This window comes from Paenarthrobacter nicotinovorans (assembly GCF_021919345.1).
GTDB lineage: Bacteria > Actinomycetota > Actinomycetes > Actinomycetales > Micrococcaceae > Arthrobacter > Arthrobacter nicotinovorans.
On record NZ_CP089293.1, the window covers coordinates 2912682 to 2927428 of the forward strand.

At 63.0% G+C, this 14747-nt stretch carries 14 protein-coding genes; 3 read left to right on the forward strand and 11 right to left on the reverse strand.

The features are described 5' to 3' along the window. Positions 1-24 precede the first annotated feature (24 nt). Positions 25-1257: a DNA recombination protein RmuC gene (locus JMY29_RS13520; protein ID WP_189075213.1), complete on the forward strand. Its 1233-nt coding sequence runs from the start codon at positions 25-27 to the stop codon at positions 1255-1257. Between the two features lie 81 nt (positions 1258-1338). Here JMY29_RS13520 and JMY29_RS13525 read toward each other — a convergent pair whose 3' ends face one another. Next, positions 1339-2424, reverse strand: coding sequence for a 4-hydroxy-3-methylbut-2-enyl diphosphate reductase (locus JMY29_RS13525; RefSeq protein ID WP_018776566.1), 1086 nt, complete (start codon positions 2422-2424; stop codon positions 1339-1341). 24 nt (positions 2425-2448) lie between these two features. Next, complete coding sequence (locus JMY29_RS13530) at positions 2449-3312, reverse strand: hypothetical protein (protein WP_189075214.1); 864 nt, start codon at positions 3310-3312, stop codon at positions 2449-2451. Between the two features lie 181 nt (positions 3313-3493). Between JMY29_RS13530 and xseA the strand changes: the two genes are divergently transcribed. Then, entirely contained in the window at positions 3494-4771 is a 1278-nt protein-coding gene (gene xseA / locus JMY29_RS13535) for an exodeoxyribonuclease VII large subunit (protein WP_039242269.1), read from the forward strand. A gap of 37 nt (positions 4772-4808) precedes the next feature. Next, positions 4809-5066 carry an exodeoxyribonuclease VII small subunit gene (locus JMY29_RS13540; RefSeq protein WP_039242271.1) on the forward strand — a complete coding sequence of 86 codons (258 nt, stop codon included), beginning with the start codon at positions 4809-4811 and terminating at the stop codon, positions 5064-5066. 20 nt (positions 5067-5086) lie between these two features. Here the strand turns inward: JMY29_RS13540 and JMY29_RS13545 are convergent, their stop codons facing one another. The 9 genes from JMY29_RS13545 to JMY29_RS13585 form a co-directional block, all read right to left on the reverse strand. After that, complete coding sequence (locus JMY29_RS13545) at positions 5087-5941, reverse strand: polyphosphate kinase 2 family protein (protein WP_189075215.1); 855 nt, start codon at positions 5939-5941, stop codon at positions 5087-5089. Between the two features lie 55 nt (positions 5942-5996). After that, positions 5997-7217, reverse strand: a complete 1221-nt coding sequence (locus JMY29_RS13550; RefSeq protein ID WP_018776571.1) for a pyridoxal phosphate-dependent aminotransferase — start codon at positions 7215-7217, stop codon at positions 5997-5999. Between the two features lie 120 nt (positions 7218-7337). Then, entirely contained in the window at positions 7338-8291 is a 954-nt protein-coding gene (locus JMY29_RS13555) for an ABC transporter substrate-binding protein (RefSeq protein ID WP_018776572.1), read from the reverse strand. Next, on the reverse strand, positions 8288-9037 hold the full coding sequence (locus tag JMY29_RS13560) for an ABC transporter permease (RefSeq protein WP_039242274.1): 750 nt from the start codon (positions 9035-9037) through the stop codon (positions 8288-8290). The genes JMY29_RS13555 and JMY29_RS13560 overlap by 4 nt, the downstream gene beginning before the upstream one ends. Then, positions 9034-9774: an ABC transporter permease gene (locus tag JMY29_RS13565; RefSeq protein ID WP_018776574.1), complete on the reverse strand. Its 741-nt coding sequence runs from the start codon at positions 9772-9774 to the stop codon at positions 9034-9036. Before JMY29_RS13565 ends, JMY29_RS13560 begins: the two co-directional genes overlap by 4 nt. Beyond that, the gene (locus tag JMY29_RS13570; protein WP_272932226.1) at positions 9774-10868 is read right to left on the reverse strand and encodes an ABC transporter ATP-binding protein; all 1095 of its coding nucleotides are present in this window, start codon (positions 10866-10868) and stop codon (positions 9774-9776) included. Before JMY29_RS13570 ends, JMY29_RS13565 begins: the two co-directional genes overlap by 1 nt. A 154-nt stretch (positions 10869-11022) precedes the next feature. Then, positions 11023-12147 (reverse strand): ribosome small subunit-dependent GTPase A, encoded by a 1125-nt coding sequence (rsgA, locus tag JMY29_RS13575; RefSeq protein ID WP_189075440.1) that lies wholly within the window; start codon positions 12145-12147, stop codon positions 11023-11025. Positions 12148-12416: 269 nt separating this feature from the next. Continuing rightward, positions 12417-12878: an NUDIX hydrolase gene (locus tag JMY29_RS13580; protein ID WP_018776577.1), complete on the reverse strand. Its 462-nt coding sequence runs from the start codon at positions 12876-12878 to the stop codon at positions 12417-12419. Positions 12879-12908: 30 nt separating this feature from the next. Continuing rightward, entirely contained in the window at positions 12909-14705 is a 1797-nt protein-coding gene (locus tag JMY29_RS13585) for a glycoside hydrolase family 35 protein (RefSeq protein WP_189075216.1), read from the reverse strand. Positions 14706-14747: the final 42 nt, after the last annotated feature.

Consider the following 14747-nt stretch of genomic DNA (forward strand, 5'->3'; position numbering starts at 1 on the left):
GCACCCCTGTGACAGGGTTGCCTTATGGATGGATTTGGATTGGTTTTGGCCTTGCTGATGCTGCTGGTTGGCGCTGCGGTTGGTCTCGCTGCCGGCTACGTTGCCTTCCGACGCCGGGGCGCTGGCTTGGAAGAGGACTTCGACGCCGTCTCGTCGCGGCTTTCGGAGGTGACGGCGCAGTTGGCAGCGGCCGACGCCGAGCGGCGGCTTTTGTTTACGCAGAACCGCGAGTTGAGCGCGGCCAGGAACTCCGACGGCAGTGTTCTGCGGGCGTTGGCTCCCGTAGCCGAGAAACTTACGGCGGTACAGCAGCAGGTGTCATTGCTGGAGCGCGACCGCGTGGAGCAGTACGGACAGCTTGCCCAACAGCTGCAGGACGCACGCCTCTCCGATGAACAACTCCTCAGGTCGACCCACGCGCTGGCTTCCGCCCTTCGTTCCAACAGCGCGCGTGGCCAGTGGGGCGAGGTGCAACTTCGGCGCGTAGTGGAGGCGTCAGGGATGCTGCGGCACGTCGACTTCCACGAACAGGTGCATTCGGGCAGAACCGAGAATACGTTGCGGCCGGACCTCGTGGTTCAGCTGCCTGGCGGCAAGCAACTTGTGGTGGACGCCAAAGTACCGCTGGCCTCCTACCTCGCGGCCCAGGAGCAGTTGCATGGAGACGGGGCCTTCGGTGAATCGGTAGCCCTTGCCAGTAACCAGGACTCGAAGACACTCCTGGCACAGCACGCCAAAGCGCTCAAGGCCCACATCGATGCACTGGCAACCAAGAAGTACTGGGACATTCCGGGTAACTCCCCCGAGCTGGTGATCTGCTTCCTTCCGGCGGAGTCGATCCTGGCATCCGCCCTTGAGGCCGACCCGGCCTTGCTGGAGCACGCTCTGTCCCGGAACGTCGTACTTGCCTCCCCCGGCACGCTGCTGGCAGTCCTCAAATCAGTGGCCTTTACTTGGCGGCAGGATGTCCTCACGGACAGCGCCCACGAGCTGTTTGAGCTCTCCAAGCAGTTGTACGAACGGATGGGCACACTGGGCGAGAACGTCAGCAAGCTGGGAAGCTCTCTCAAGACCTCGGTTGATCGCTACAACGCCATGGTAGGCACCTTGGAAGCGCGGGTGCTCCCCACGGCCCGCAAGCTCAACACCATGGACGATGCCGGACTTACGGCCCCGCCGTCGGTGGAAGCCGTTCCCAGGGCGCTGGCTGCACCTGAGCTCCTTGAAAACAGGGAAGATCGGGATTCAGCAGCCTGACTGAAAAGACCCGTTGCGGGCCGTTCGTAGACGGCCCGCAACGGGTCAAAATGTCCGGATCCCAGTGTCTGGGTTTGAGACCTAGGATGAGGGGCGGTTTCCGCGCCCGCCCAGGGCACGCGTGACGTCGCCCGCCTTCTTCAAGGTTGCACGCAATTCCTTGGGCAGCGAGAAGAGGAGGTCTTCCTCTGCCGTGACAACTTCCTGGACTTCGCCATAACCATAGTCCGCGAGCAGTCGCAGGACGTCCTGCACCAGGACTTCAGGAACGGAGGCCCCGGAGGTCACGCCTACGGTAGCCACGCCTTCGAACCAGGATTCGTCCACTTCGTTCGCGAAGTCGACGCGATATGAACTCTTGGCTCCGTATTCGAGAGCAACTTCAACCAGGCGTACTGAGTTGGAGGAGTTTGCTGAACCCACAACGATCACCAGGTCGGCCTGCGGAGCGATCTTCTTGATGGCTACCTGGCGGTTGGTGGTGGCGTAGCAGATATCGTCGCTGGGCGGATCCTGCAACGTCGGGAAGCGGTCCTTCAGCAGACGGACCGTTTCCATGGTCTCGTCCACACTCAGCGTGGTCTGCGAAAGCCAGATGGTCTTCTCTGGGTCGCGGACGGTGACCTTGTCTACCTCGTGGGGGCCGTTGATGATCTGGATGTGCTCGGGAGCTTCGCCGGCCGTACCTTCGACTTCCTCGTGGCCCTCGTGGCCGATGAGCAGGATGTCGTAGTCTTCCTTGGCGAAGCGCACAGCCTCTTTATGGACTTTGGTGACCAAGGGGCAGGTGGCATCGATGGTGCGCAGGCCACGGTCCTCAGCCGACTGGACAACAGCGGGGGAAACGCCGTGTGCCGAGAAGATCACCAAGGCGCCCTCGGGAACTTCGTCAGTTTCCTCCACGAAAATGGCACCCTGTTCTTCCAGGGAGCTGACCACATGGACATTGTGGACGATCTGCTTCCGGACATAGACAGGCGGCCCGTAGTGCTCCAGGGCCTTCTCAACAGCGATGACAGCCCTGTCGACACCGGCACAGTAGCCGCGCGGAGCTGCCAGCAGGACCTTCTTGGGACCCGTCACGGGAGCCGCTGCCTGAACCTCTTCCGGAGATCGCCGTCTGCGGGGCACCGTTGGCATCGGGATGGAAACTGCTGTGCTGGTCATGCCTCCATGCTACCGGCCCGGCCTTTAGCTCAGGGCAGAACGTGACCGTTGTCGCCCTGAGACCACAGCTGCTATGACGCCCACCACAAGGACAACGCCGGAGACGACCGCTGCAATCACAACCCACTGCCCGAAGCCGGCGCGGGCCGCAGTGAGGAACTCATCCTTGAACAGCTCCGCCACACCGTTGGCGCTGTCGAGGTTCCCCACCACTCCCCCGGCAAGATCAGCCCCGGCAGTCCAAAGGGCTGCAAGGGCGAGCCCGCCAAGTCCGAGGAACACCAGAACCAGGGAACGGCGTCGAGAGGCAACGAGCGCCAGAAGGGCCGAAACTACAGCGCCAAGGGCCGCCACCCACCACAAGGGAGCGAACGTCGCGACCCGCTCGACGAGTTGTCGGTGGGAAGGCTGCCCCAGCGACACCAGGCTCTCGGCCGGAACATCAATGCGAATAGTGGTGGCCTCGGCGAAGTGGTCGCGAACAAGCCTGACCATGGGACCGATGTCAAGGACAAGTGCGGTACTGCCACGGGCTTCCTCGGCTTGGTCCACTGTGCCGAAGTTGAGTTTGTGGCTGTTCCTGACAGTGTCCTCCCAGGCCTTCGGATAGTCGCTCCACGACTGCATGCCCGAGGCAGCTTTCCGCAGGGCATCGGCGGCCAGCGACTGAATGGGATCGGGGAGATCCACTGAGGACTCAAAGGTCCCTACAGCGGCCGCAGCCAGCCTGCCCTGGAATCCGGGGTCATTTCCCAGGGATCCGGCGATACGGACAAACCCTTCTTCCTTGACGATGTTCTGGTCCACCCACGCGGTGGGAACGGCGACGGCCGTGAGGAGCACGGCGAGGACCACTCCAACTGCTGAGACAAAAGTACGCAAGGTCATCCTTGGGGTTGGGGGCAGTGCCACCATCCTAGGTCTGTCCACATGATAGGAAAAATGTCGGAGCCGGCGGTAAAGCTATGGATAGAGTTGGAAGGCGGCCGGCATCCAAGGACGCACCCCTGAATGAGGACGACAAGAATGCAGCCACAACCGCAGCGACCGGGACAGGCACGGATCAGCCATGTCCGCTGAAGCGACGCCGGAATCAACCCTTCCCGGGACCGCTGCCGAAACCAGCCCGGACAATCCCTGGCCTCTGCAACTGCTGTCCCGGAAACTCAAAGCCCACATCGAGCGTGCACCGGCGGCGTGGATCGAGGGCCAGGTCATTGAAATGAACCGCAGGGGCGGCAACGCCTTCCTCACTCTCCGCGACGTCGACGCCGAGATTTCCCTGCCGGCCTCCGTATGGTCCACCGTGCTGGACCGGCAAAAAATTCCGTTGGAGCGCGGTTCACGGGTGGTGGCGCTGGTGAAGGCGGACTTCTGGGTCAAAACCGGGCGCCTGAACATGTCGGTCAAGGACATCAGACCGGTAGGCCTCGGTGACTTGCTCGCGAGAATTGAAAGGCTGCGCCAAGCCTTGGCAGCTGAAGGCCTGTTTGCCGATTCCCGGAAGAGGAAGCTGCCGCTGCTCCCCCACCGCATTGGCCTGATCACCGGCAGGGACTCGGACGCCAAGAAAGATGTCATGCGTAATGCCGCCCTGCGGTGGCCCGCAGTGGAGTTCGATGTCAGGGAGGTGGCCGTCCAGGGCAACACCGCTGTTTCCCAGATCATTACCGCTTTGAAGAAACTTGATGCCGATCCCCAGGTGGACGTCATCGTACTGGCCCGTGGTGGCGGCGCATTGGAAGACCTCCTGCCGTTCAGCAACGAGGACCTTATTCGCGCGGTCTCGGCGGCAAGCACCCCGGTGGTCAGCGCCATCGGCCATGAAGCCGACAGGCCAATCCTCGACGATGTTGCGGACCTCCGCGCTTCCACGCCCACGGATGCCGCCAAGAGGATCGTTCCGGACGTCGCAGAAGAACTGGCCATGGTCCGGCAAGCGAGGGAGCACCTGCGCCGCGGCATCAGCCGCATGGTGGACCGCGAAATGGACAGGCTTCATTCCCTGAAATCACGCCCCGTCCTTGCCTCCCCGGCAACCATGGTGGACGCCCGCGCCGAGGATATCCATCGGCTGCAGCGCAGAACACATTCAGCGGTCAGCACGGCCGTTGTGAGGGCACTGGACCAAGTGCATCACCTGCGGGCCCAGGTCCGGGCACTGTCACCCCAGAAAACCTTGGACCGCGGTTACGCCGTTGTCCAGCTCGTTGGAGAGGACCAGGCAGGGCACCATGTGGTCAGCACTCCCGATGAGGCTCCGGACGGGACTGCACTCGCCATTCGGGTAGCCCACGGACGATTCAAGGCCGTCTCCGCCGGCCATGGGGAAATCCTGGAGCCCTGATTTCCCCACAGCCCTGCAAACCCACGCAAAGGACATCATGACCGACAACAATCCATCAGCTCCCGGGACCGATCCCCTGGACTCACTGAGCTACGAAGAAGCCCGCGAACAACTGGTCGCCGTCGTCAGTCGGCTCGAGGCCGGAGGGGCCAGCCTCGAAGAGTCCCTGGCCCTCTGGGAACGCGGCGAGGCCCTCGCAAAACGCTGCGAGGACTGGCTGGAAGGCGCCCGCAAGCGCCTGGCTACCGCCCGCGACGCAGGGAACGACGCCGGAGCTGCCGCCGGCTCCGACTGACGCCAGCAGGAACGGAAGCCCTAGGAGGCTGCCACCAGAGCGCGTTCGGCGGCGACGTCGAAGTCGGCCTTGGGCCAGTCCAGCCCCAGGCCTCCGAGGGCGTCCAGCAGCAGCTGTTGAACAGCGATCCTGGCGTACCACTTCTTGTTTGCCGGCACGACGTGCCAGGGAGCAACTTCCGTTGAGGTCTTCTCAAAAGCGATGTCGTAGGCCGCCATGTAGTCGTCCCAGTAGGCGCGCTCGGCGAGGTCGCCCCGGCTGTACTTCCAGTGTTTGGCGGGATCGTCAAGCCGGGCGATGAGACGCTCTTTCTGTTCGTCCTTGCTGATGTTCAGCATGACCTTGACGATAGTGGTGCCCTGCTCTGCAAGGCGTGCCTCAAAATCGTTGATTGCCGCATACCGCCGCTCCAGTTCCTCGCCATCCGCCCAGGCATGAACGCGGTGGATCAAGACGTCCTCGTAATGCGAACGGTCGAAAACGCCAACCATGCCCGCAGCAGGTGCCTGCTTCTCAATCCGCCACAGGAAGTCGTGGGACTTTTCCTCTTCCGTGGGTGCCTTAAAAGCGGCCAGGTGTACGCCCTGTGGGTCCATGGCGCCCACCACATGGCTCACAATCCCGCCCTTGCCCGCAGTATCCATGGCCTGCAGGATCAGCAGGAGCCGTTTGGAGCTGCCGAACTTGCCCTCGGCGAAGAGTTGCTCTTGCAGCCCGGCCAACCGGTCGTCCTGGGCGGCGAGCAGCGCCTTTCCGTCAGCCTTGGCCCCCGGGTAGCCGGGAGTGGATTGGGGGTCAACGCCAGCCAGCGAAAAGCCCGGGCCAACCTTCAGAACTTCGGCCGGACTCTTGGCGAACTCAACTCCAGCAGCCATGTGGCGGTACCCTTCTGTCCGGCCGCGCCCCGATGGCGCGGCTATGCACCTCAGGCTAGTTGCCCGGGTACCTCGACAGGAAGTCCGCCATGCGGCCAATCGCTTCTTCGATGTCCTTGACGTTGGGCAAGGTCACCATCCGGAAGTGGTCCGGACGAACCCAATTGAAGGCACGCCCGTGGGAAACCAGGATCTTTTGTTCCTTCAGGAGGTCAAGGACAAACTTTTCGTCGTCCCTGATGTGGTACACCTCAGGATCCAGTTTCGGGAACAGGTACAAGGCACCCCGGGCCTGCTGGGTGCTGACTCCCGGGATGGCATTGAGGAGGTCGTAGGCTTTGTTGCGCTGTTCCAGCAGCCTGCCGCCGGGCAGGATGAGGTCGTTGATGCTCTGGTAGCCGCCCAGCGCAGTCTGGATGGCGTGTTGCGCAGGGACGTTGGCACACAGGCGCATGTTGGCCAGGAGGTTGATGCCTTCGAGGTAATCCGCAGCGTCCTTCTTCGGCCCGGAAATAGCCATCCACCCGGCACGGTAACCGCACACACGGTAGGCCTTTGACAGGCCGCTGAACGTCAGGCACAGGACGTCGTCACCGGTCAGTCCAGCCAAATTCACATGCACGGCGTCTTCGTACAAGATCTTTTCGTAGATCTCATCGGCGAAAAGCACCAGGCCGTGCTTCTCCGCCACGGCCACAATCTTCTTGAGCGTCTCCTCCGGGTAAACGGCACCCGTGGGGTTGTTCGGGTTGATCACCACGATTCCCTTGGTCCGTGGAGTGATCTTCGATTCGAGATCGTCGAGATCGGGCTGCCAGCCGGACTCCTCATCGCAGAGATAGTGCACCGGGCGGCCACCGGCCAGTGCAACCGAGGCCGTCCACAGCGGGTAGTCCGGGGTGGGGATCAGAACCTCGTCGCCGTCCTCAAGCAAAGCCATGAGGGACATGGTGATGAGTTCACTGACTCCGTTGCCCAGGTAAATGTCGTCGACGTGGATGTTTTGGATGCCACGGGTCTGGTAGTACTGCGATACCGCTGTCCGGGCCGAGAAGATACCGCGGGAATCGCTGTAGCCCTGGGCGTTCGGGAGGTGGCGGATCATGTCCACCAAGATGGCGTCAGGCGCTTCAAAACCAAACGGGGCCGGGTTTCCGATGTTCAGTTTGAGGATTCTGTGACCCTCCGCCTCCATCTGCTGGGCGGCCTGAAGAATCGGTCCACGGATGTCGTAGAGGACATTATGAAGCTTGGTGGACTGCTTGAATTTCGCCATTCCTCAAATATGCCACACGGGTGATGCAGTTCAGCTGAGACTTAACTCACATATACGACGACGGCGGTGACGGAGCCGCGAGGGTCCGTCACCGCCGTCGTACGCGGTTTTATGCGGATGCTACTTAACGATGCCCTTGTCCTTCAGCCAAGCGGCTGCGGCGTCCTTGGGTGCCTGCTTCTGGTCGCCACTGACGGCCCTGTTCAGGTTGATCAGATCGTCGGTGGTGAGGATTTTGGAGACGTTGTTGAGTGCTTCCTTGGCCTTGTCCGTCATCTTTGCCTTGTTGTAGAGCGGCAGGACCTGCTGGGCCTTGAAGTTGTTCTTGGGATCTTCAAGAACAACGAGGTCGTTGTCAACGATGGACGGCGTGGTGGTGTAGATGTCGGCCACCTGGACCTTGTCTTCCAGCAATGCCTGCAGGGTCAGGTTGCCGCCGCCGTCACTGAACGGCTGCAGGCCCTTGAGTTCGCAGTTGTAGTTCTTCTTCAGACCGGGGAAACCGTACGAGCGGGTCTCGAACGTGGCCGGGGCAGCCATGGTGAAGTCCTTGCACACCTTGGCCAGGTCCTCGATGGACTTCAGCTGGTACTTCTCGGCCGTCGCCTTGGTAACTACCATCGCGTCCTTATCCTCGGCTTTGGAAGCCTCCAGGACACCCAGGCCCTCGGGAAGCTTGCCGGGGAGCGCCTTGTAGACATCATCGGCCGAGACCTCCGCGGCCTCTGTGTCGACGAAGGAAAGGAGGTTCCCGGAGTAGTCAGGAACGAGGTCAATGGACCCGTCCTGCACGGCCTTGAAGTAGATCTCGCGCGAACCGATGTTCGGCTTGGACGTAGCCGTGAGGCCTGCGGCATTGAGGGCGCCGACATAGATCTCGGCAATGACCTGGCTCTCGGGGAAGTCAGCGGAGCCCACTACCAGGGAGCCTCCGGCAGAGCCACTGGGCGCCGCCGAGGAAGGGGTGGCCAAGGGGCTGCCACCGCAGGCGCTCAAGGCGAGGGCCACACCCACACCGGCTGCGAGGCCGCCAAGACCACGGCGTGTAAGGGTCATTGGGACGGGGTTCTTCATGGTGTACCTCCTTGAACGGCAGCCCCGGCTGGCGCCGTGGCTGTGAGATCTTCGGCCGCCTTGTGGCTGCCTTTTGCTTTTGAGTCGAGGGTCAGTCCCGGTGAGAGGACAAGCCGTTGCACACCGGCGAGGATCAGGTCCACGGCGATCGCAAGTCCGGCGATAAGCAACGAGCCGCCCAGCATCCTGGGGAAGTCCTGAAGGACAAGGCCGTCGAACAGGTACCGGCCCAGCCCTCCCAGCGGCAGATAGGCAACCACGGAAACAGTGGCAATGACCTGCAACACCGCGGTGCGGATACCGCCGAACATCACCTGCAGTCCGTTGGGCAATTCCACTCGGAACAGGATTTGCAGTTCGGTCATGCCCACGGCCCTCGCAGCGTCAACGACGTTGGCGTCAACACTGGAAATACCGGCATAGGTACCTGCCAGGAGTGGCGGCACGGTGAGGATCACCAGCGCCCAGACCGGCGGCATCAGGCCGCTGCCGGCGAGTAAGGCGAACAGGACCAGCAATCCGAGGGTAGGCAACGCCCGGAGCGCGCCGGCCACAGCGACAGCCACAACCCGGCCACGTCCCGTGTGCCCGATGAAGAGGCCCACCGGGATAGCGATCACGGCCGCAATGAGCAACACCAGGGCGCTGTACTGCAGATGTTCGAAGAGCCGGGTGGGAATCCCGCCGGTTCCGGTCCAGTGCTTGGGGTCGAGCAGCCAGGCAATGGTTTCAGCGAAAATATTCATCCGGACGCCCCCGTATCGGGCCGAAGGCTTGCACGCGGCAGGCCAGGACCGGACTTGGGTTCAGTGATCAAGGTGGTGGCGTCAGCTCCCGAAGACTTGCCACCTGCCGCACGGGTCCAAGGCGTCAGGAGTCGTTCCAACACCACAAGAACAGCATCCATCAGCAAGGCCAGGACCAGGATGGCAAGGATTCCCACCACCACTTCAGTGATGAAGGTCCGCTGCAGTCCGTCGGTGAAGAGGAATCCAAGGTTCCCTACGCCCAGCAATGCCGCAACGCTGACCAGGGAAATATTGCTGACCGACACCACGCGAAGACCGGCGAACATGACCGGGAGGGACAACGGGAGGTCTACCTGGAAGAAACGGGCCATGGGTTTGAAGCCCATGGCAACGGCGGCGTTCCGGAGATCGTCGTCCACCGAGTCGAACGCATCCATCGCTGCGCGGACCAGCAAGGCCACGGCATAGATGGTCAGCGCCACCACCACATTCAGGGGGTCCAGAATCCTGGTCCCCAGAATGGTGGGCAAGATGATGAACAGGGCAAGCGAAGGAATGGTGTAAAGCAGTGACGTAGCAGTAGCCACCACCGAACGGAGTGTGCTGTTCCGCCGGGCCAGCTGGGCCAAGGGAATGGAAATCAGCAGTCCAAGGACCATCGGAATGATCGCGAGAACCAGGTGCTGGCCGGCCAGGCCCAGGACCATGCCGCTGTTGGCAAGGAACCACTCCATCAGGTGGCGTCCTCCCTGTGGTGCCGGACTTCCTCGATCAAGGCCAGGACCTCCGGCGCCTTCAGGACTCCGGCAACCCGGCCGTCGTCGTCTACCGCCACGCCAAGACCCGACGGTGACGACAACGCCGCATCCAGGGCGCGACGCAGCGTGTCCCCCTTGCGGAAGAGCGATCCGCCGGGGATCAGGCCGGCGCCGTCACGCGGCGAGGACCACCCCAGCGGACGGGTGTCGTCGTCGACCACGAGCGCCCATTCCCCCGAGCGACGCCCGGCACTGTGGCCGTCGTTGGCGCTGACCATGGTCACCGGGTGCAGGGTCACGGCGTCCGCGGCGTTGAAGGCGAGGTGCCGGAAACCGCGGTCGCGGCCCACGAAGGAGGCAACGAAGTCGTTTGCCGGTGCCCTGAGGATTTCCTCCGGCGCGGCGTACTGGGCCAGCTTGCCACCGACGGCGAACACCGCAACTTTGTCGCCGAGCACGGTGGCTTCGTCGATGTCATGCGTGACGAACACGATGGTCTTGGCGAGTTCACGTTGCAGGCGCAGCAACTCCTGCTGGAGTTCGTCGCGCACCACAGGATCCACTGCGCTGAACGGTTCGTCCATGAGCAGGACAGGCGGATCAGCAGCGAGCGCCCGGGCAACCCCGACACGCTGCTGCTGCCCACCTGAGAGTTGGCTCGGGTAACGCTTCCCGAGAACCGATGCCAGGCCGACGACGTCAAGCAGTTCCGCCGCGCGTTTCCGCGCCGCTGCCTTGGATACGCCATTAAGCCGCGGGACGGTGGCGATGTTGTCCAGCACGGAGCGGTGCGGCAAGAGGCCCGACGACTGCATGACGTAACCCATGGAGCGGCGCAGCTTTGCCGCCGGAACCTGGGACACATCCTCACCGGCCACGGTGATGGTCCCGCTGGTGGGCTCCACCATGCGGTTGATCATTCGCAGGGACGTGGTTTTGCCGCAGCCCGAGGGCCCCACGAACACGGTAATGGCACCTTTGTCGATGGACATGGTGAGATCGTCCACCGCCGGTTGCCCGCCCTGGTATCGCTTGGTGACGCTCTGGAACTCAATCATGGCTTCGGCCATACCCGGGCTTACCTATCTGTGGTCGAGAACATCGGTAGAGCCTGATGATCATATGCACTCTTATTACTTGGCTGCAAAGCAATCTTCACCCAGCGTAGCCAGCACCACCGACGATGTCAGCGGCGGCACGATTTCCGTAATCAATCGGCAATGTTTACCGCTTCCTTCGTTTGGCTCCCCTGCCGGACCGTTCCTGGGCCTGGTCATGTTTGTAACGTTCGACGGCGCGTTGGCCCCTGTCTGCCGACATCACCTTTTGGTGCCATTCGCGCTGGTAGGCGCGGCGGGCCGCGGCATCATGTTTGCGGTTCAGGGCAGCGAGCTCGCGTTGCAGTTTCAAGTAGCTGGCCCATCGCCGGGGATCCAGGGCCTCCTCGGCGAGCGCTTGCTGCACGGCGCAGCCGGGCTCCGCCTGGTGGGCGCAGTCGGCAAATCGGCACTGGGCGAAGAGTTCGTCAAGGTCACCGAACATCTCCTCCATCCCGTCCTCCGCGTCGAAGAGTCCGAACCCGCGCACCCCGGGAGTGTCCATCAGGACAGCTCCGCCGCTGAGGGGCACCAGTTCCCTGGCCGTTGTGGTGTGTTTGCCCTTGCCGTCGCCGGCGCGGACGGCACCGGTCTGCTGGACGTCGCGGCCTGCCAGGGCGTTGATGAGCGTCGATTTCCCCGCTCCTGAGGGACCCAGAAGAACCAGGGTGGCGCCGTCGGGGATGTGCTGCATGAGTTCGTCGAGCCCATCGCCGTGCTCGGCGGAGGTGGTGACCACCTCCACGCCCGCAGCCTGCACGATGACCTCCCCCACGACGTCATCCGCGAGGTCCGCCAGGTCGGCTTTGGTAATAACCACCAGCGGTGTGGCCCCTGAGTCCCAAGCAGCCACCAGGGTGCGCTCCAGGCGGTTGTGCGTGAGTGGCCGGTCCACGGGGACCACCACTGCGACGATGTCGATGTTGCTGCCCAGGATTTGTTCCTCGGAGGAAGCCTCGAAGGCCCGCTTGCGGCTCAGCGCGGAATAGCGTGGAAGGACGGCGACGACGGCCGGCTCGCCTGCACTGTTCCGGCCGACCCAGACCCAGTCCCCCGTGGCGGGCACCAGTCCTTGGGTGGGATAGGGCAAATGCAGCAGGCCTTCACCGGAGGCAACGAGAACGCGGTTGCGGTCCAGGCGGACCACCCTTCCGGGGCTGGCTGCGTCCTGGTTGTCCGCCGGAAGATTGGCGCTGAAGAGCGCTGCTGTCTTGGCTGTAAAGCCGTATTCCGCAGGTCCGCGGAATGGCATGGTGCTGCTCAATGAAGGGTCGCTTGAAGAAGCGTAAGTGTTCGCGTAGGTATTCGCGTGAGTGTTCAATGGGATGCCTCTGCTGAGGCCCGGTTGCCTGCTACTGGCGGGCAGATGCCGGGACAGGATGAGTGGTGTGATGACGGTGCGCCGCCGCGTGCGGGGCGCGCGAAGTTATGGCAATCATCAAAATCCACCTCCTTGGGCATCAGGGCCGGCATGGAAGGCCGGCAACGATGCCAAGCCTAGCCAACCGTTGGGCAGCTTGGCTAGCCCTCCGTGCCGGGCTTTCCGTCTGCCGGGCGCTCACTGTGGAGGCGCAGTGCCGTGTCGACCAGGGAAACCCTGTTCAGCTTCCCGACGTCATGCAAAGGAATCCACGCGGCATGGGTAGTACTGCCATCCACCTCGTAGGTCAGTTCTCCGCCCACCACGGTGGCCTCGTAGACAATACGCAGGGCCTCGAAGCCCCGAACTGAGCCGTCCGCCTGCGTCTCCCCGGGCCAGTGTCCGACGTCGATCCCCAACATCCGGTCAACCCTGGCCTCGTAGCCGGTTTCCTCCCGGACTTCGCGCCGGCACCCATCAACGGGGTGCTCGGCGAAATCCAAGCCTCCGCCGGGCAGGGTCCACCCCTCCTTGTCATCCTGCTTCCAGTAGGCCAGCAGGATCCGTTCCTCCTTGACGATGACGGCGTAGGCTGCGGGGCGGGTGTCGAACTGCGGGCTCATCGTGCCAGCATAATTCGCTTTGCCTGATCCCTAGGGCAGTTCGGCGGCGGCGATGGGGCCGGGCTCTTCGGGGCCAAGGTCCGGCTGCTCACGAAGCTCGACGACGGTCCCCGGCTTGCCGAGTTCAAGAACCTTGATGCGGTTGAGGCCAACGTTCAGCAACGGTGCGGGCGCGTACAGGGTGACCTGTGGTCCTTTTTCCCAGTACCGTCCGAGAAGGAAACCATTGAGCCAGACGAAGCCCTTCCCGGAATCGGGCAAGGCAACGTAAGTATCAGCCGGTTCCCGCAGGTCAAAGTCGGCCCCGGCGAGGTCTTCCAACTCCTCGCTGCCCCACTCGGAGAGTGCCACCGGTACCTGTGTCCAGTGGAACGCGTAGCGCTGGTTGATGAGGACTCCGCCCAGGATTCCCTTGCCCTGCCCGGTGAGGGGCCCGTAGTTGATGCGGCCCAGGTTCTCCACCAGAATGTCCAGCTTGGCGGAGGCACCAGTCCCTGTCAGGGGCAAGCCTTCTGCGCCGCTCGTATCGTCCAGCACTCCGGCAAAAGCGCCGTCCACCCAGATGTAGGCGCGGTCGTTCAGGCCAGTGATCTTCAACCGGCACTCGCTGGGAGAGTCGGCGCGGCCCGGCAAGATGGCGTCGGCGGAGTACAGGACCATACCGGCGTCGAGCCCCAACTGTTCGAAGCTGAGGGGCTTGACACTGCTGACGGGCTTGCCGGAGCTGCGTGCAAGCTCCAGCACGTCCGGTCCGGCCGACAATGGCAGCGACTGCGCCGGGACCACCGGAGGGTCCGCCAGCAATTCGGCGGGGAGCCCGGGCATCTCCTCAATGCCTTGCGCACGGAAGAATTCTGCCCGGAAGGCATGGAACTTAGGCGTCAGGGCACCGTTCTCCGCGATGGGCGCGTCGGAGTCGTAGCTCGTGACCGTCGGCTGCAGGCGGGAGCCATCGTGGTTGCTTCCGGATCCGAGGCCGAAGTTGGTCCCGCCGTGGGCCATATAGACGCAAACGGAGCCGCCAAGATCAAGCATCTTGCGGGCTTCATGCGCTGCATCGGCGGCATCGCGCCGGTGGTGGTGTTCGCCCCAATGGTCAAACCAGCCGCCCCAGAACTCGACATTGAAGAACGGTTCACCTGGGCGACGTCGCTTCCATGTCTCCACGGCTTCATCTCCCCGGCTTCCCAGCGTCGCTGTAGCCCACGTTCCCGCGACAGAGCCGCCGTCCAGAAAGTAGTCCGTGCCGCCGTCGGCCGTGAACAGCAGCTCCGTGATGCCGCGCTCTTCGAGGACCCGGCGGTTCCAGCGGATGTATTCATGGTCATCGCCGTAGCTGCCGTACTCGTTCTCGATCTGCACGGCCACCACCGGCCCGCCCAAGGAGGCCTGCCGGGAAGCAACGATCGGCAGTAGGTGGTCGAACCATTCCTCAATGGCGGTGGTGAATACCGGGTCCATGCACCGCAGCCCGATGCCCGGGATGCCGGTCAACCATGACGGGAAGCCTCCGTTGTCCCATTCTGCGCAAATGTAGGGACCCGGGCGGACGATGACGTCCAGACCTTCCTCTGCTGCGAGGTCGATGAAGTGGCCAACATCCCGCCAGCCGGTGAAGTCCGGTGCCGCATCACGCTGCGGCTGATGGAAGTTCCAGGCTACGTAGGTGTCAACAGTGTTGGCCCCCATGGCCTTGAGTCGACGCAAGCGGTCCCGCCACAGATCGGGGTGAACCCGGAAGTAGTGGATGGCTCCAGCGAGGATGCGGTACGGTTCACCCGAACGGTAAAGGACAGCGTCGTGGTAGCTCAAAAGGGCGTTGTTCACACGGAACAGATTAGCTCAATTTCCAACATTTATGCACAGGTG

Bases quoted from the DNA above. Each gene is read 5' to 3' on its own strand.
- JMY29_RS13540 (WP_039242271.1), top strand. From the start codon at position 4,809: ATGACCGACAACAATCCATCAGCTCCCGGGACCGATCCCCTGGACTCA.
- JMY29_RS13525 (WP_018776566.1), bottom strand. From the start codon at position 2,424: ATGACCAGCACAGCAGTTTCCATCCCGATGCCAACGGTGCCCCGCAGA.
- xseA (WP_039242269.1), top strand. From the start codon at position 3,494: ATGTCCGCTGAAGCGACGCCGGAATCAACCCTTCCCGGGACCGCTGCC.
- JMY29_RS13520 (WP_189075213.1), top strand. From the start codon at position 25: ATGGATGGATTTGGATTGGTTTTGGCCTTGCTGATGCTGCTGGTTGGC.
- JMY29_RS13565 (WP_018776574.1), bottom strand. From the start codon at position 9,774: ATGGAGTGGTTCCTTGCCAACAGCGGCATGGTCCTGGGCCTGGCCGGC.
- JMY29_RS13530 (WP_189075214.1), bottom strand. From the start codon at position 3,312: ATGACCTTGCGTACTTTTGTCTCAGCAGTTGGAGTGGTCCTCGCCGTG.
- JMY29_RS13550 (WP_018776571.1), bottom strand. From the start codon at position 7,217: ATGGCGAAATTCAAGCAGTCCACCAAGCTTCATAATGTCCTCTACGAC.
- JMY29_RS13570 (WP_272932226.1), bottom strand. From the start codon at position 10,868: ATGGCCGAAGCCATGATTGAGTTCCAGAGCGTCACCAAGCGATACCAG.
- JMY29_RS13545 (WP_189075215.1), bottom strand. From the start codon at position 5,941: ATGGCTGCTGGAGTTGAGTTCGCCAAGAGTCCGGCCGAAGTTCTGAAG.
- JMY29_RS13580 (WP_018776577.1), bottom strand. From the start codon at position 12,878: ATGAGCCCGCAGTTCGACACCCGCCCCGCAGCCTACGCCGTCATCGTC.
- JMY29_RS13560 (WP_039242274.1), bottom strand. From the start codon at position 9,037: ATGAATATTTTCGCTGAAACCATTGCCTGGCTGCTCGACCCCAAGCAC.
- JMY29_RS13555 (WP_018776572.1), bottom strand. From the start codon at position 8,291: ATGAAGAACCCCGTCCCAATGACCCTTACACGCCGTGGTCTTGGCGGC.
- rsgA (WP_189075440.1), bottom strand. From the start codon at position 12,147: ATGCCATTCCGCGGACCTGCGGAATACGGCTTTACAGCCAAGACAGCA.